Annotated in this window: 14 protein-coding genes; 6 read left to right on the top strand and 8 right to left on the bottom strand. The window is 42.2% G+C overall.

The annotated features are described in order from the left end of the window. Positions 1-32 precede the first annotated feature (32 nt). The 3 genes from cls (JVX94_RS16450) (at position 33) to JVX94_RS16440 (ending at position 2,532) form a co-directional block, all read left to right on the top strand. The gene (gene cls, locus JVX94_RS16450) at positions 33-1,229 is read left to right on the top strand and encodes a cardiolipin synthase (RefSeq protein WP_203128963.1); all 1,197 of its coding nucleotides are present in this window, start codon (positions 33-35) and stop codon (positions 1,227-1,229) included. A 12-nt stretch (positions 1,230-1,241) separates the two neighbouring features. Next, a complete protein-coding gene (uvsE, locus tag JVX94_RS16445) occupies positions 1,242-2,204 on the top strand; it encodes a UV DNA damage repair endonuclease UvsE (protein WP_205183833.1) in 963 nt (320 codons plus the stop codon). A 73-nt stretch (positions 2,205-2,277) separates the two neighbouring features. Further along, a complete protein-coding gene (locus tag JVX94_RS16440) occupies positions 2,278-2,532 on the top strand; it encodes a hypothetical protein (protein WP_034281244.1) in 255 nt (84 codons plus the stop codon). Between the two features lie 28 nt (positions 2,533-2,560). Here JVX94_RS16440 and JVX94_RS16435 read toward each other — a convergent pair whose 3' ends face one another. The 3 genes from JVX94_RS16435 to cls (JVX94_RS16425) all read right to left on the bottom strand — a co-directional run bounded on the left by JVX94_RS16435 (position 2,561) and on the right by cls (JVX94_RS16425) (position 7,086). Beyond that, positions 2,561-3,559 carry a S66 family peptidase gene (locus tag JVX94_RS16435; RefSeq protein ID WP_205183832.1) on the bottom strand — a complete coding sequence of 333 codons (999 nt, stop codon included), beginning with the start codon at positions 3,557-3,559 and terminating at the stop codon, positions 2,561-2,563. Positions 3,560-3,762: 203 nt separating this feature from the next. Next, positions 3,763-5,478, bottom strand: a complete 1,716-nt coding sequence (locus JVX94_RS16430) for an ABC transporter ATP-binding protein (RefSeq protein ID WP_111290798.1) — start codon at positions 5,476-5,478, stop codon at positions 3,763-3,765. Positions 5,479-5,583: 105 nt separating this feature from the next. Continuing rightward, positions 5,584-7,086 carry a cardiolipin synthase gene (gene cls / locus JVX94_RS16425; protein ID WP_240193780.1) on the bottom strand — a complete coding sequence of 501 codons (1,503 nt, stop codon included), beginning with the start codon at positions 7,084-7,086 and terminating at the stop codon, positions 5,584-5,586. Positions 7,087-7,394: 308 nt separating this feature from the next. Here cls (JVX94_RS16425) and JVX94_RS16420 point away from each other — a divergent pair, with 308 nt between their 5' ends. Beyond that, entirely contained in the window at positions 7,395-7,679 is a 285-nt protein-coding gene (locus JVX94_RS16420) for a hypothetical protein (RefSeq protein WP_203128967.1), read from the top strand. A gap of 208 nt (positions 7,680-7,887) precedes the next feature. Continuing rightward, the gene (locus tag JVX94_RS16415) at positions 7,888-9,570 is read left to right on the top strand and encodes a hemopexin repeat-containing protein (protein ID WP_205183830.1); all 1,683 of its coding nucleotides are present in this window, start codon (positions 7,888-7,890) and stop codon (positions 9,568-9,570) included. Positions 9,571-10,020: 450 nt separating this feature from the next. Here JVX94_RS16415 and argS read toward each other — a convergent pair whose 3' ends face one another. From argS to speE, 5 genes are all read right to left on the bottom strand, one after another. Further along, complete coding sequence (gene argS, locus JVX94_RS16410) at positions 10,021-11,694, bottom strand: arginine--tRNA ligase (RefSeq protein ID WP_073978857.1); 1,674 nt, start codon at positions 11,692-11,694, stop codon at positions 10,021-10,023. Next, positions 11,691-12,113: a YwiB family protein gene (locus tag JVX94_RS16405; protein WP_003215400.1), complete on the bottom strand. Its 423-nt coding sequence runs from the start codon at positions 12,111-12,113 to the stop codon at positions 11,691-11,693. Before JVX94_RS16405 ends, argS begins: the two co-directional genes overlap by 4 nt. Positions 12,114-12,237: 124 nt before the next feature. Next, entirely contained in the window at positions 12,238-12,585 is a 348-nt protein-coding gene (locus JVX94_RS16400) for a hypothetical protein (protein ID WP_144483828.1), read from the bottom strand. 76 nt (positions 12,586-12,661) lie between these two features. Next, positions 12,662-13,534, bottom strand: coding sequence for an agmatinase (gene speB, locus JVX94_RS16395; protein ID WP_024423766.1), 873 nt, complete (start codon positions 13,532-13,534; stop codon positions 12,662-12,664). Between the two features lie 69 nt (positions 13,535-13,603). Next, positions 13,604-14,434 (bottom strand): spermidine synthase, encoded by an 831-nt coding sequence (speE, locus tag JVX94_RS16390; protein ID WP_205183828.1) that lies wholly within the window; start codon positions 14,432-14,434, stop codon positions 13,604-13,606. A gap of 225 nt (positions 14,435-14,659) precedes the next feature. On the opposite strand from speE, the gene JVX94_RS16385 reads away from it, so the two are divergent. Next, complete coding sequence (locus tag JVX94_RS16385; RefSeq protein ID WP_095409793.1) at positions 14,660-16,729, top strand: transglycosylase domain-containing protein; 2,070 nt, start codon at positions 14,660-14,662, stop codon at positions 16,727-16,729. Positions 16,730-16,795 lie beyond the last annotated feature (66 nt).

Genomic DNA, 16,795 nt, shown 5'->3' with positions numbered 1-16,795 from the left:
CTATTGAAATATGCAAAAAAGGAGGAAGTTTCATGATCGCATTAATCATCCTACTCGTACTCATTGCCATCGTTTTGCTCGTCATGTTAGACCTTTATATGGGAAAGAAATATTTTTCTACTCACGCATTTGAACGATCTTTTGACCAAACAAGCGGCGATGCCGTCTTTTATCATGATGGGGAACCATTTTTCGATCAGCTGCTTACCGATATACAGCAAGCCTCTTCTTCTATTCATATGATGTTCTTTATTGTAAAGAACGACAAGATTGGTCAGAGGGTCTTACAAGCATTGAAAGCCAAAGCGGAGCAAGGAGTTTCCGTCTTTTTGCTGACCGACCGATTAGGCTCCTACTCGTTTGATCAAAAGTCGATTGACATGCTAGAAAGAAGCGGCATTCAATTTTACTTTTTAAATAAGCCTCGTTTTCCTTTTTTGATTTACCGTTTAAACATGAGAAATCACCGTAAAATCACAGTGATTGATGGGAAGATTGGCTATATTGGCGGATTTAATATAGGTGATGAATATGTTGGGAAGAAAGGCCGGTTTGGCATTTGGAAGGATTATCATTTGCGGATGACTGGACAGGTTGTCGCAGATCTCCAGCATGTGTTTCTGAATGATTTGTACCGGTCGTCTGGTATTCATCAGCTGCAATATGAGGTTTTCCCTGCATTGGAACCGGGAACATTACAATGCACAACACGTGCGACTGCTGGTTTTTCTTTAGAAGCTCTATTTCTCCAAGATATTCAGCAGGCGAGGAAACAGATCATCATCTGTACGCCTTATTTTATTCCATCAGCTCCTCTTCTGGAGGCGCTACTTGATGCACGAAAGCGGGGCGTCACAGTTGAAATCATCATTCCAATGAAAGCGGATCATCCACTTGTCAAAGAGGCTGGCTTTCATTATTTGAAGGACCTGATTGCCTCTGGATGCCTTGTTTATCGTTTTTATAAAGGATTTTATCATTCGAAAGCCATTTTGATTGATCACAGCCGCTGTATGATCAGTACTGCGAATTTTGATAAACGCAGCTTGTTTTTTAACGAAGAAGTAGACGTGGCCATTGATGATCCCGCCTTTACTGCACACGTAGAGGAAAAGATTCGGGAGCATATGGAAGTTTCTGAGATCCTGACAGAAGAAACATTGTCAAAGCGCCCGCTCTTCACACGGCCGCTTGAGTGGGTTGCCGCCATGTTCTCGTATTTTTTATAAAGGAGATGACGTATGCGTTATCGATTTGGTTATGTATCCAATGCCGTCACCTTGTGGGAAGCTTCTCCTGCCAAGTCGCTGACGTTTGCTAGATACAGCAAGCTCTCTAAGGAAGAAAGAAAAGAGGCTTTATTGCGAACAACGAAGGCCAATCTCGTGAATACATTAAGAACACTTTATTTCGCCATTGCTCATGATATCCCGCTTTACCGTTTTTCAAGCTCGATCGTTCCGCTCGCGACCCATCCCGAGGTGCGCTGGGACTTTGTGACACCTTTTCGCAAAGAATTTCTTGAGATAGGCAAGTTGGTGAAACAGCATGGGTTACGGGTGAGCTTTCACCCCAATCAATTTACCTTGTTTACCAGCCCAAAACCTTCGATTACAGAAAATGCCGTCCTCGATATGACATACCATTATCAGATGCTTGAGGCAATGAGGCTCGAAAAGGAAGGCTACATGAACATTCATGTAGGCGGGGCTTATGGCGATAAAGAATCGGCTCTTCAACGCTTTGATGAAAATATCAAACAGCTTCCGGCTCATATCAAGGCGAGAATGACACTTGAGAACGATGACAAAACATATACGTCGCTGGAAACGCTTGGTGTATGTGAAAAGCATGACATTCCATTTGTTTTTGATTACCATCATCACGTGGCAAATAAAGATGATGATGCCGCACTCGATGACATCCTGCCAAGAATGTTCGACACTTGGACAAAGACTGGCATTCCGCCCAAAATCCATTTGTCTTCACCTAAATCAGAAAAAACTATACGCAGTCATGCAGATGGAGTAGATATGAACTTTGTCTTACCGCTTTTTCAAGGATTAAAACCGTATGGTCGTGATGTAGATTTCATGATTGAAGCAAAATTAAAGGATCAGGCTCTTCTCCGTCTAGTCGAAGAGCTGTCTGCAATAAGGGGCAATAAACGAACGGGCGGGGGAACCATTGAGTGGAAATCATAGAGAAAGGTTTACCTTTGTGCAAATGGGGGTAACAAAGCTATTGTGAGAAAGTAATTAACAGGAGGATATGAAGATGTCTCAAATCTATTCAATCCGAATCGCTGCAAAAGCGTTGAATTTACATAAGCTTATTTCTCTTTATGAAAAGTGCCAGCAGGCTCAGCATCGTTTATATGTGTATTCTAAAAAAACAATGTGCAGCATTAAGAACATCGTAGAGCTTGAAACCTTCAGGCTCACTCATTTAGAATCTGACTACTTAATTGTCGTAGAGGGGAAAAAAGCGCAAGACCTCCTACAGCCATTTGAAAAAGAGAAGGTTTCATAAAGAAGAGCAGCCGGTGGCTGCTCTTTTACTATATCCACTCTTTTGTTAACCAAACTTGTTTGGAATCTGCATCCATTTTCACTTTTGCCCCGATTGGCATCGTAAGCATCGGGTGCGTATGGGCACAGTCAAAATCAGCGATGAGCGGTCTTTTTATCTCCCCGAGCACCTCAAGTAAAATCTCGTAAGGTTCTTTGCCCGTCCCTTCGTCATCAAACAGCTCATGTTTTCCTAAGAGAATCCCAGATACCCGTTCAAACACTCCATTTACTTTCAATAAAGAGAAGTTCTTTTCTACAACCGAAGCGGTTTTCATACAATCTTCAATGAGAAGGATGTCTCCGTTTTGGATGGCTGGCATGAACTCACTTCCCCAAATGCCATACATCGCATTCAAGTTCCCGCCGATCAATCTGCCTTCTGCCTGTCCCTCTATGACGCACAGCCAATCATTTGGACGCTGCTTTTTATCACCCGTCTTTTCTTCCCAATTGATTCGTTCATCTGTCCAAAAAGGCGGTTTTTCAATCTGATAAGGAATGGTTTGATGGGACATCAGGATGTCCTCAAACGACTGATATGTATAAATGACAAACGGTTCAAACTCGCCAAAAGAAGGAACAAGCGCCGGCCCGTAGAAAACAGGCAGTCCCGTTTTTTCGTACGCCGCTAGTAGAATCGCTGTCGCATCTGAATAACCGATCATGATTTTTGGATGTTGTTTCAGCAGGTCAAAGTCAAGATAAGGCAGCAAACTATTTGAATTCGTCCCGCCAATCATTGACATGATGCACGCCAAGTCCTCTCTAGCCATCAGCTCATTCAGCTCATCTGCTCGTTCTTGAATTGTACCTGAACGGTAGTGATCCTTTTTCCCTGTTAATGATCCTGGTACCACAATGAATCCTTTTTGCTCAAGCCACTTCTTCGCCCGCTGATACCTAAGAGGCGAGGTCGCTGAAGCAGGACTGGAAGGTGAAAAAATACCGATCTTATCGCCCTTTTGTAATCGCTTAAGCCCCTTCATTCCATCAGATCCTTCCTACACGCATTTTTTCTATCCTAACAAAAAAAGCCCTTTATCAAAAGGGCTCAGATTGTTTTTCATTCAGCGTGATAGAAAACCTTTGCAGCCCTAGGAAGGACGAGTACCGGAGCGGAGCGAATTGACATTCGTGAGCACCGGCACGCAGAACTGCGGGCGAATGTGAGGGTTTGTCTACGCGCTGATCAATGACCAAACTGCGCTTCATGCAGTCTGCTGTATACACCGCCCATTTGAATCAGGTCTTGGTGGCGGCCTTGTTCTTGGATGCCTTCCTCTGTTACGACGATGATACGGTCAGCGTGTTTAATTGTTGCTAGGCGGTGGGCAATGACGAGTGTTGTCCTGCCGACAGCCAGTTCGCTCAGTGCATCTTGTATGGCTTTTTCTGTTTCTGTATCGAGTGCTGATGTGGCTTCATCTAAAATAAGAATCGAAGGATTTTTTAGAAACATCCTCGCAATCGACAGGCGCTGCTTTTGACCGCCCGACAGTTTGACGCCGCGCTCGCCTATGACTGTATTTAATCCTTCTGGGAAACGCTGAACGAGTTCCTCTAAATGCGCACGACGTACAGCCTCCCAAATCTCTGCATCGCTGGCTTCTAGATTGCCGTACGCAATGTTTTCACGAATGGTGCCTGAGAATAAAAAGACATCCTGCTGCACAATGCCGATCTGCTGTCTTAAAGAAGACAGGGTCATCGATTTTGTACTCACACCATCAATTGTAATCTCCCCTTCATCCACATCATAAAAACGTGGCAGCAGGCTGCAAATCGTCGATTTCCCGGCTCCTGAAGGCCCGACAAACGCAACAGTTTCTCCTTGTTTAATCTTCAAATCGATGTCCTTTAACACCTGGCTGTGCTCATCGTAGCCAAATGTCACGTTTCGATATTCAATTTCACCTTTCAATCCGAATACATCACGAGCTCCTTCTGTATCCTTCACATCTGGCTCTGTTTCAAGTAAGTCGACATAGCTTTTAAAGCCCGCAATTCCTTTTGGATACATTTCAATCACGGTATTGATCTTATCAATCGGTCTGAATAAGACGTTTGTAATCAGAACAAACGCGATAAATCCACCTGCCGTTAATTGCCCCTGCAGAACAAACCATGTCCCTGCCAGAAGGACAAACAGTGTCACAAGACGTGTGAGTATGTAACTGATTGAGCCGTTAACCGACATGATTTTATATGAAAGAAGCTTCGCTTTCCGAAAACGGTTGTTGTTTTCAGCAAAACGCTTTTTCTCGAAATGTTCGTTGGCAAAGGCTTGAACAAGACGAATACCGCCAATATTGTTTTCAACCCTTGCATGAAAATCTCCAATGTCATTGTTCAGCTGTGTAATAGCCTTCGTCATTTTCTTATTAAAATGAAGGGCAAGCCAGATGATGACTGGCATGATCAGGAAGGTTAAAATAGCAAGCTGCCAGTTAATCATCAGCATGACAGCAAAGGCGCCAAGAATCGTCATAATCGCAATAAACAAATCCTCAGGTCCGTGATGAGCTACCTCACCAATGTACATGAGGTCATTTGTCATTCGAGACATAAGCTTACCCGTTTTGTTGTTATCAAAGAACTTAAATGAGAGACGCTGAAAATGATCAAACAGCTTCTTCCTCATATCTGTTTCAATATTGATGCCAAGCATGTGTCCCCAATACGACACAATAAATTGCATAACCGAGCTGAGTGCATAAATGATAAACAGAGCAAGTGCGGTCCAGGCAATAACCGTCCAGTTCCCTGTTGGTAATAAGGTATCAATGAAGTAGTTCACGATCAGCGGGAAACCTAGTTCCATCAGTCCAACTGCGACAGCGCAAAAGAAATCTAAAAAGAACAGACCGCGATAGGGCCTGTAATAGGCGAAAAAGCGTTTTAGCATATGTAAAAGAACCTCATTTCCTCTATAATTGATAATCATTTTCAATTATAGAGGAATCCTCTTCAAAATACTAGATCAGGAAATGATTTCTTTGACTGGAAATCCTCATAATACGCCAGAAAACAACCGAGCAAATGATTCCTTCAACCGCTCTTTTAAGCCTCTTTTATAAAAATGAACAGGACCCATTTGCTCACATTCCTTCATATCTTCCTCATAGTGGGCCATCAATTGCTCAATTGGCTTTTTCGCGGCTGTAAAGACATTAACCTCAAAATTGAGCTGAAAGCTTCTCATATCGACATTCGCGGTGCCGACAGAGGCGAGCTCTCCATCTGCGATCATCACCTTTTGATGCATAAATCCTTTTTGATAGTGATACACCTTGATGCCCTCTTTTAGAAGCTCAGAAAAATAGGATCGCGTGGCATATTGCGTGAGAAATCCGTCATTGATCTCCGGTACCATCACCCGCACATCCACCCCTCTCGTAGCAGCGATTTTGAGCGCAGTGCGAATCGATTCATTTGGTACAAAATAAGGTGTGGCAATCCAGACAAATTGTTTCGCATTAGAAATGAGGGCATCATATAAATCACTCATACTTTCTTTCATATCAGGTCCAGTTGGTACCACCTGAATGACATCCTCGCCTGTCACAGAATGCGGCGTATGATACTTCGGATCATCAATTAACACTTCATCTGATACATACTCCCAGTCCAGCATAAAAACGGAGTGAAGAGTCTGAACAGCCTCACCCTTTAACATGGCATGTGTATCTCGCCAAAAGCCGATCTTTTCATCCCGTCCTACGTATTCCTTGCCGACATTTAAACCGCCGACAAACCCTGTCTCTCCATCAATAATGACGATTTTTCGGTGATTTCGGAAATTGAATTTTTGATTAAAGAATCCATATTTTAAAGGTAGGAAAGGAGCGACCTTGACCCCTGCCTGCTTCAAGCGTCTAATATCTTTTCGGGAGAAGCGGATGCTGCCTGCCGCATCATATATGAAGCGGACCTCTACGCCTTCTTTCACTTTTTCAATCAAAATCTCCATCATCCGATGGCCAAGGAAATCAGATTTAAACATGTAATATTCAATATGAATGAATGATTTTGCCTTTTTTAGCTCTTCAAAAATTCGGGGAAACGTCTCCTCCCCATTTTTTAAAATTTCCATATCACTATTTGTGTTCACATGCATGCCTGTGGCTTTTTCTGTGTAATGAAAAAAAGCACGCTGATTATCGGTTAAACGTGATTCATCCGGCTTGCTCTCAAGCTCAGAGATTCTGCGTAATTTCTCGCGGTTATACATTCTCTTTGATTTAAATAAATGGCCTTTTACATAGAGCTGCCCTGAGAACAGATAGAACATGTAGCCAATGATCGGGAAAAAAATCAGCACATACATCCATAACAGCGTGTGCTGTGATGTACGGTTCTCCAGCATAAGTGAGATGATACTAAATAAAATAATGGCGATATAAATCGCTGCGTACAGCTGAACGCTCCACGCCGGCACAGGCCACCAATACACCACATATGCCCCGAATATCATAAAATATAAAAATAAAAATTCCAGTCTCCTCTTTTTCACATTCTCCGCCCTCATTCTGCCTTTTTCTCTTCCATACCCTTTGCACAGCTTGTATGAAACGCACGATTCACTGCTTTCTTCTAGCTTTTACAGACTAGAGTGTTTTGATTCTTTATAATCGGAGTCTGCTTCAAGGATCATGTCATATTTGAAGAATAATCAACAAATAACTTCTGAGGGACAAAAAACTAACTTTGTTTTTCTTGCATTACGACCTTTATTAAGTTGAGAAGATACTTCTGAAGGTTTGCATAAAAAGCAAAAGGGAGGAGATAAATAAGTTAAAGACAAGAAAGGATGTGTTCAAAATGTCAATTAGTTTTGGCGGCTGGGAATTTCAAGACATGCAAGGTTGTAATCTACCCCAACCTGTTGCAACAGCATTCAGCAAGGCTTTTGAAGGTTTTACAAGTGTTCAATATGTCCCAGTTCTATATGTGGCATCTCAATTAGTTTCTGGAACTAACTATTGTATTATCTGTAAAACGACTGCTTCTACTAATCCTCCAATGCAAGGTTGTAAAGTGGTCATTATATATGCTGATTTAGAAGGTAATGCCCATATCACTAATATACATGATGTTATTCATTAAGCCCAAACTATGGTGTTTTGATCCAAAGTAGAGGGTGATTACTTAACCCTAACCGTACCTTCATCACCTCATCTCAGATCGATTACTACTAAAATTCAACTCCTTCAAAGAATACAAGTCCCCTTTCAATCAAAGAGAGCGTCTTAATTTATGATGTTAAAGGGGACTTTTTGAGGGAGAATAAATTTATGAAAAGGGACTGACTATATTGACAAAACATAAATTAAAGCACTCGATTCACATGGAAACCGAATACAATTGTGGCAAGCCTATCATACTCAAATTTGAGCTTCAAAACCAAAGTGATTCAGATTGCGGTTTGTTGATATATGATAATCCTCTTGAGGGAGAAGCCTTGAATTTTATAGAAATTCGTAGAAAAGACTGTATCATTCCTTATGATGGACGTTTAGTGAAGCGTGCGGAACCTACTAAAGATTCTTACCGAATCATTCCAGCAGGGAAGACGATTGTTGAGAAACTCGATTTATCCACATCATTTGCAATCCAAGAGCCTGGTATTTATACAGTTACCCTCTATACTAAGTTCCTTGATGTTATCTCCCCAGTGAATGGCGAAATCAAACTCCCTACCAATAAGGAATTTCAGATGTTAACCCTAGATCCATTAACCACAGAATTTAAACTTCTAAGTCATATTAAGCCTAGACCGACATCTGGTGAAAAGGCACGTAAATGGGAGAGAGAACTTCTCCAGCAGAAGAATACAACACTAATAGATAGAAATAAATCATCAGTGATTACTATTAATCCCAAAGTAAATCAACCTGTGCCTCAAGGAATTGACCCAGATATCATGAAAGTCATCGAGGCAGATGCTAATGCTAGAGCCTGGATAAGCGCTACATTATTGGAGTTGTCCGAATGGAGTCAGGAAAATAAGAATGAACTCTACGTTGAATTGTTTGGAGCATATTCCCCAGATAATTATAAGGTGATTCAGGATCATTTTAACAAAATTAAAGAGGTTTTAGAGGGAATTCACTATTATGTGAAACCCGGAGCAGATTGTAAACCAGATTATTTTGCGTATACTTATTTTAATTCAAAAGTGGTGTATCTTTGCCCTCAATTTGATGCAGCACCCGCAACAGGGATAGACTCTAAATTCGGTGTCCTAATACACGAATGGAGCCATGCTGCTGCACAAATAAAAGACAACAGATATGGACTAAATAACGCGAAGCAACTTGCTATCAGCAATCCAGCAGAAGCCATTCTTAATGCTGACAACCATGAATATTTTGTTGAAATACTGGCTGACAACATGTTGACGGCTCCAATAGTTTGGCCTGACGGAAAAAAGGCGTATTTTTTTTGCGCTGGAAAATACTATCAATATGATATTAAAAAGGACAAGGTCGATTCTGGGTACCCTTTACCTATTGAACATAATTGGTCTGGGCTTTGGACGGACAGAATTGACGCTGCGGTGGTTTGGCCGAACAATAAAGCCTATTTTTTCAGAGACTCGGAGTATATGCGCTATGATATAGCCTCTAAAAAAGTGGACCCGGGCTATCCGTTACCTATTGAACATAATTGGCCTGGGCTTTGGACGGACAGAATTGACGCTGCGGTGGTTTTAACGAACGAAGTAGCTTTGTTCTTCAAAGATTATACGTACATGCGTTACGATATTAAAATGGATAAAGTAGATCCCCCCAACCCATTTTCAATCATCAATAATTTCCCAGGATCTTGGTCTCATTCTATAAACGGCATGGTGATTTGGCCTACTAATAAAAAAGCATATATTTTTAAAGGTTGGAAATATTTGAGATATGATCTCAATAAGACCGAAGTGGATTCTGGATATCCATTATTCATCAAGAACAATTGGCCTGGTCTGCCTGGTTATATCAGTTGATTTCTATATTCCAATGATATAGACATCTATAAATAGAGGTATTTAGGTGATCCATCATAAAGCCAAAAGCACCTGTACATCAGGTGCTTTTTTCTATGCAAATTTTTTAGAAAAAGTGATCCAACCTTCCATCCCCTTCGTTAAGTAGATGTAAAAAGAAAAGAGAGGAGGCAAAAACATGTTTTCTGATGTACTTAGCCAATTATTCGATTCTATCTCTAACATTATTAACACACTTGGATAATTCCATTTAATGCACACATACTACATGCTTGCCGAAGGGAGGCACACTCTATGTTCTCTGATGTACTTAGCCAATTATTTGATTCTATTTCTAACATAATTAATACGCTTGGATAATTTTCAAAACCCGCTGTCTCTTGAGGATAGCGGGTTTTTTATGTAAAAAAGCCCCACTCATACAATAGAGTGGGGCTTTCTTTCATTTCATTACATCTTCTCCGGAGCCGATACACCAATGAGTTTTAATGCATTAGCAAGCGTGATTTGTGTTGCTTTCATGAGTGAAAGACGTGCTGTTGTTTTTGTTTCGTTTTCTACGTCAATGACCTTCTCGGCATTGTAGAAGCTGTGAAGGGCTGATGCTAGATCATAGATATAGTTTGTGACGCGGTGTGGAATACGCTTTTCTGCTGCTTCTGCTACAACTTCTGGGAAGCTGCCAATGATTTTCAGAAGATCGTATTCTTTTTCCGATTGAATGTGAGAGAAATCGGCTTTTTCAAGGTTCGGTTCATAGCCTTTTTCTTCACCTTGACGCAGCATGCTGCAAATTCTCGCATGTGCATATTGTGCATAGTACACAGGGTTTTCGTTAGACGTAGAAATCGCTAAGTCTAGGTCAAAGTCCATATGTGTCGCCGCACTTCTCATCGCAAAGAAATAACGAGTCGCATCTAAGCCGACTTCTTCAATCAGATCACGCATTGTGACGGCTTTTCCTGTACGCTTACTCATCTTCATCTTTTCACCGTTTTTGTAAAGATGCACAAGCTGAATAATTTCTACTTCAAGCTTGCCAGCTGGATATCCAAGTGCTTGGATCGCCGCTTTCATTCGAGGAATATAGCCGTGATGGTCAGCTCCCCAAATGTTAATGAGCTGATCAAAGCCTCTGTCCAATTTGTCTTTATGATATGCGATGTCTGGAAGCAGGTAAGTGAAGCTGCCGTCTTTTTTAATCAGCACACGGTCCTTGTCATCGCCAAAATCAGTTGAACGCAGCCATGTTGCGCCGTCTTCTTCAAAGACATAGCCTTTTTCACGAAGTGTTTCCAGCGCTGGTTCGATTTTTCCGTTTTCATATAAAGAGGTTTCTGAATACCATACATCAAATGGAACACGGAAATTCTCAAGGTCTACACGTAATTTCTCTAATTCGTATTTCAAGCCGTATTCACGGAAGAACTTCATACGCTCTTCTTCCGGTTCATGCACGAAACGGTCACCAAATTCATCCGCAAGCTTTTGTCCAATGCCTTTGATGTCTTCTCCTCTGTAGCCGTCTTCAGGCATTTCTTTTTCAAGACCGAGTGCCTCAAAATAACGTACTTCTACAGATAAAGCGAGGTTATTGATTTGATTCCCTGCATCGTTGATATAGTATTCACGGCTCACATCAAACCCTGCTTTATCAAGGATGTTGCAAAGAGAATCTCCTACAGCTGCTCCGCGAGCATGTCCAAGGTGAAGGTCACCTGTTGGGTTGGCTGAGACGAATTCGACTTGCACCTTTTGACCGCCGCCTGTATTCGTTTCGCCATAAGCTTCTTTTGCCTCAAGGACAGCTGGTATGAGCTTTGTTAAATACTGATTGTTCATATAAAAGTTAATGAACCCTGGACCTGCGATATCCAGTTTTTCAATGGAAGCTTTCCCTTTATCAAACGCATTGACGATGTCTTCTGCGATTTGACGAGGTGCTTTTTTCGCAATGCGGGCAAGCTGCATCGCCATGTTGGTAGAGTAATCACCGTGAGTTTTGTCTTTCGGCACCTCTAAAAGGACATCTGGCACCTGGCTTTCATCGGCAAGTCCTGCTTTGACGACTGCCGCTATGATTTCTTCTTTTAACGCATCTTTGACCTGTTCTGCGATATTCATGAACGTAAATCCTCCTTATACGAAATCGATAATGTATGTAAATGCTTTTGATCTTCTCCTGTCAGCATATCGTACGTAATGTGCAGCAGTCCCTTGTCCACATCGAGATCAATACCATGTGTGTGCACATCTAACTGAAGTGTACCGAATGGCATCGTGTAATGTGTGACGGTCGTTTCTCCAATAAGAAAGCGCTGCTTCATTTGAATAGCCCCTGATCTCATGACAAAAATTTCTTTTTCACTCATTTTCACAACGGTTTTTACTTGACCCATTTCATGTTCTTCATGGTAAGTGAGATACGTTTTGTCATTCTTCTCTTGGTACGTTCCAGTCGTGCGGAATTCGATCGTTTCAGCCGGCTCCGTCTCTGGTTTCATCACTGACTTTACATGAATTGAAATTTGGTTTTGTGTCATTTTGCACTTCCTTTGCTAAGACCCGTTTAACTAAAATAGTATACCATAATCATGATCGCCTATCATACCATCATTTCTCTTCTTCACGGCGATTAAACTTCGTTTTTGATCTTCAGCCATGCCTTTAGAAAAAAAGAAAAATGAAACTGACCAATAAGACAAGTCCAGCCTTTACGCCTAAGTCTTTTCTTTTCATTAAGTAAAAAAGAGCCTGTATGCCTGAACTTGCCAAAAATGCCTGAAAAAAATCAAATGGTGCGATTTGATCCTTTTTAAATACCACCTGCATGAATAACGCAATGGCTGTCAGATAGAAAAAGCCTCGATCGTGAAACAGCCCCAGCATCTCTTCCTTTGCTTCCTTTTTCGAAGCAAAAACAGGCGGATCAGCTGCGAGCTCTCGTTTCAGCGTGAGAAAACCTGCCCCTAACACACATAAAGCGAGGACCACCATCAATATGGACGAAAACATGAGCTGCCTCCTTTATTTTTTGACCAATGTAAAAAAAGAGCTTGTCCCTGAGATGACAAGCTCCTCTATCAACTGATTATTTCACAAACCCAAGCAGCATTTCGCGTAAAAGCTTACTCGCTGTATTCGCTGTTTGGTCAGAGTGATCATATACAGGTGCTACTTCGACAAGGTCTGCCCCGACGACTTGGACGTCAGATCCTGCAATTGCATGAATGGATGCAAGCAGCTCTTTTGATGTAATACCGCCAGCATCTACCGTTCCTGTACCAGGTGCATGAGCTGGGTCAAGTACATCAATGTCGATCGTCACATACACTGGACGCCCTTTTAGCTTTGGCAATACTTGCTTCAATGGCTCCAATACTTCAAATTTAGAAATGTGCATCCCCGCTTCTTTTGCCCATTCAAATTCTTCTTTCATTCCAGAACGGATACCGAAAGAGAATACATTTTCAGGTCCAATCAGTCCTGCAACTTTACGAATCGGTGTTGAATGTGAAAGCGGCTCACCCTCATATTCCTCACGAAGATCCGTATGTGCGTCCATATGGATGATGGCCAAATCAGGATATTTCTTATACATCGCACGGAAAACCGGCCAAGACACGAGATGCTCGCCGCCCATTCCTAATGGAAACTTTCCTTTTTCTAAAATGCTGTCGACATACTCTTCAATTAAATCTAAGCTCTTTTGTGCATTCCCAAAAGGAAGTGGGATGTCACCCGCATCAAAGAATGGCACCTCATGCAGCTCACGATCTAAATAAGGGCTGTATTCCTCTAAACCGATCGATACTTCACGAATGCGGTTCGGACCGAAACGTGAACCTGGGCGGTAGCTGACTGTCCAGTCCATCGGCATGCCGTATAAAATGACCTTTGCATCTTCCCATGTCGGATGACTTCCAATAAACACTTTTCCTGAATAAGCCTCGTCGAATCTCATACAAGATTCCTCCTTTTACGCTTCAAAAAATGCGCAAACCGTCATTTGCGCATGTCCATTTCGCTTGATTTATTTGATTAAGTCGCTCACAAATTTCGGCAGAACGAATGCCGCTTTGTGCAATTCTTTTGTGTAATATTTCGTCTCAATATCAAAGAAACGGCTGTCTTCTACAGCAAGTGGATCATATTTTTTAGAACCGATGGTGAATGTCCAAAGACCGCTTGGATACGTTGGAATATTCGCTGTGTAAAGCTTCGTAATTGGGAAAATTTCTTTTACATCACGCTGCACATTTGTAATCAGCTCAGGTGTGAACCAAGGGTTGTCCGTTTGTGCAACGAAAATACCGTCTTCTTTCAGTGCTTTTGCGATTCCTGCGTAAAATCCTTTAGAGAACAGGTTCACAGCTGGTCCAACTGGCTCAGTAGAGTCAACCATGATCACATCATACTCGTTGTCAGCTTTAGCAATGTGCATAAAACCGTCTCCGACTTTGACATCTACACGAGGATCGTCTAGTTTTCCAGCAATAGAAGGAAGGAATTTCTTCGAGTATTCGATGACCTTTCCGTCAATATCAACAAGTGTCGCTTTTTTCACACTTGGGTGTTTGAGGATCTCACGAATGACACCGCCGTCTCCTCCGCCTACGACAAGAACATTTTCCGGGTTTGGATGAGTGAAAAGAGGAACATGTGCCACCATTTCGTGGTATACAAACTCATCTTTCTCAGATGTCATCACCATGCCGTCTAAAAACAGCATATTGCCAAACTCTTCTGTTTCCACCATTTCTAAATGCTGAAAGTCTGTTTGTTCTGTGTGAAGGGTTTTGTTCACCTTCAATGTAATACCAAAATTCTTCGTTTGCTTCTCTGTATACCAAAGTTCACTCATTGTTCATCTTCCTCTCATCCAATAATAAAAAAAATCTATTGTTAGCGCCTTTTATCGGCTATGACTATATCGATTGTCCAAGAAAAAAGTATAGTGGATTCATATCAAATTGTAAAGAACCGCATGAGTTCTCTTTATTTTTAAAGCACGCTCCCTGCAATCGCTTGTTTAAAACGGTTTTCTTTGTTCCATACTGATAAAAAACCGTCAAAATGGGGGCTTTGCATGGACACAATCATGAGTAATAAAAAAATCCGCATGACCGTGAAAACGATTCGAGCCTGTTTTTTTATCGGCTTGCTCGCTTTTCTATTTGCAGGCACTGTCTTTTTGACGATTCTGTTACTTGCCAAATGGCAAGGTGCCCCTTCTGTACAAGTTCCCCAATCCACGACCATTTATGCAGCCGATGGCTCAAAGCTTGGAGAATCCAGCTTTGGAGAAAAGAGATATTGGGTGCCCTTAAAGGAGATGTCCCCTCATATCAGACAGGCAGTTGTCGCTGTTGAGGATAAAACCTTTTATGAGCATCATGGCTTTGATATAAAACGGATGGCGGGTGCTGCGGTGGCCGATATTCGTGCCATGGCAAAGGTACAAGGTGCCAGCACGATCACCCAGCAATATGCACGAAATTTGTATTTAGATCATGATAAAACGTGGAAGCGGAAGTGGAATGAAGCCTTTTACACGATTCGTTTAGAGCAAAACTATACAAAAGATGAGATTTTAGAAGGATACTTGAACACCATTTATTATGGTCACGGAGCGTACGGCGTGGAAGCAGCGTCACGTCTGTATTTCGGGAAAAAGGCGAAAAATTTAACCCTCGCTGAATCTGCCCTTCTTGCCGGTATCCCAAAAGGGCCTTCTCTCTATTCCCCTTATGTGAATGAGGAGAAAGCCAGCGCAAGAAAGAATATGATTCTGAAGCAAATGCAAGAGGATGGCATGATTACGAAAAAAGCAGCCGATGACGCTGCGAAAGAAAAACTGTCCTACCGCCCTTTGCAAGAGAAGCAGCTGCAAGCAAAGCAAGCCCCGTATTTTTATGACGATGTGATTCGAGAGTTGAAACAAAGCTTGGGGTTAACAGAGGAACAGATTGAAACCTATGGGCTTCATATCCAGACTACCCTCAATCCAGAATTACAGAAAATCGCAGAAAAGACGTTAAAAAACACGATGAATTCCAAATCAGATATCCAAATCGGCTTTGCTGCCATCCATCCCCAAACAGGGCATGTACTCGCCCTCATAGGCGGGAGAGATTATGAGAAAAGTCCATTCAATCGGGTGACACAAGCAAAAAGACAGCCCGGTTCAACCATGAAACCCCTTCTCTATTACATTGCCTTACAAAACGGGTTTACACCCGCAACCGTCATGCGCAGTGAGGAAACGGTTTTTGAACTGGACGATCAAGGCAGCGGTGCCGCTTATTCACCAAGCAATTATCACGGCTATTACGCCAATGACGGCATTACAATGCTTCAAGCTTTAGCGCTGTCTGATAATATTTACGCTGTGAAAACCCATCTATTTTTAGGAATGGAGCAGCTTGTACGTGCTGGTAAGACATTTGGAATCAAGGAAAAACTAGATCAAGTACCATCTCTTGCCCTAGGCACGTCTCCTGTGAAACCAATTGAAATGACCAATGCTTACGCCATGCTGGTCAATGGCGGAAAACGCGTCAAGCCAACCTTTATTACGAAAGTAACCGACGCAAAAGGCAATGTGCTTTTTGAAGAGAAACAAAAACGAGAACAAATCCTTGATGAAAAAGCAGCATTTGTCACCACCGACATGATGTCAGGCATGTTCAATGATCAATTAAACGGTTATACAAGTGTCACTGGCCGCACCATTATAAAGGACCTTACAAGAACATACGGAGGAAAATCAGGGACAACAGGAGCAGACAGCTGGATGATCGGCTTCTCTCCCCAGCTCGTCACAGGTGTATGGACAGGCTATGATAAAGGCCGCACCATTGACTCAGTCGAAGAAACGGCCTATGCGAAAAAAATATGGGCTTCCTTTATGGAATTAGCCCTCTCGAAGCAGCCAGCCTCCTCCTTCATGCCGCCAGACGGTGTCAAAGGGGTATATATCAATCCAAAAACCGGCGACCTCGCAGGTCCAGGATGTGAATCAAAGGTATTCACCTATTTTATAGAAGGAACGGAGCCGACAGGTGTCTGCTATGGCGCTGAGGACAAAGCCTCTGAACAGGAACCAGTTCAAGATCAAAAGCCAAAGAAATGGTGGGAAAAGTGGCTGAAACGTTAAAAAAGACATGAAAAACCCCGAGATCGATATCTCGGGATTCTCCATGTCCTAGCTTTAACACCAGTT

Source organism: Bacillus sp. PDNC022, from assembly GCF_016919285.1.
GTDB lineage: Bacteria > Bacillota > Bacilli > Bacillales > Bacillaceae > Bacillus > Bacillus safensis.
The sequence above is the reverse complement of the archived record's forward strand: the minus strand, read 5'-3'. Positions and strand labels throughout refer to the sequence as shown.

What these genes read in the sequence shown, in the direction of transcription:
- JVX94_RS16430 (WP_111290798.1), bottom strand. Translation starts at nt 5,478, where the DNA reads ATGCTAAAACGCTTTTTCGCCTATTACAGGCCCTATCGCGGTCTGTTC.
- uvsE (WP_205183833.1), top strand. Translation starts at nt 1,242, where the DNA reads ATGCGTTATCGATTTGGTTATGTATCCAATGCCGTCACCTTGTGGGAA.
- JVX94_RS16435 (WP_205183832.1), bottom strand. Translation starts at nt 3,559, where the DNA reads ATGAAGGGGCTTAAGCGATTACAAAAGGGCGATAAGATCGGTATTTTT.
- cls (WP_203128963.1), top strand. Translation starts at nt 33, where the DNA reads ATGATCGCATTAATCATCCTACTCGTACTCATTGCCATCGTTTTGCTC.
- JVX94_RS16400 (WP_144483828.1), bottom strand. Translation starts at nt 12,585, where the DNA reads ATGTTTTCGTCCATATTGATGGTGGTCCTCGCTTTATGTGTGTTAGGG.
- JVX94_RS16385 (WP_095409793.1), top strand. Translation starts at nt 14,660, where the DNA reads ATGGACACAATCATGAGTAATAAAAAAATCCGCATGACCGTGAAAACG.
- argS (WP_073978857.1), bottom strand. Translation starts at nt 11,694, where the DNA reads ATGAATATCGCAGAACAGGTCAAAGATGCGTTAAAAGAAGAAATCATA.
- JVX94_RS16405 (WP_003215400.1), bottom strand. Translation starts at nt 12,113, where the DNA reads ATGACACAAAACCAAATTTCAATTCATGTAAAGTCAGTGATGAAACCA.
- speE (WP_205183828.1), bottom strand. Translation starts at nt 14,434, where the DNA reads ATGAGTGAACTTTGGTATACAGAGAAGCAAACGAAGAATTTTGGTATT.
- speB (WP_024423766.1), bottom strand. Translation starts at nt 13,534, where the DNA reads ATGAGATTCGACGAGGCTTATTCAGGAAAAGTGTTTATTGGAAGTCAT.
- JVX94_RS16420 (WP_203128967.1), top strand. Translation starts at nt 7,395, where the DNA reads ATGTCAATTAGTTTTGGCGGCTGGGAATTTCAAGACATGCAAGGTTGT.
- JVX94_RS16440 (WP_034281244.1), top strand. Translation starts at nt 2,278, where the DNA reads ATGTCTCAAATCTATTCAATCCGAATCGCTGCAAAAGCGTTGAATTTA.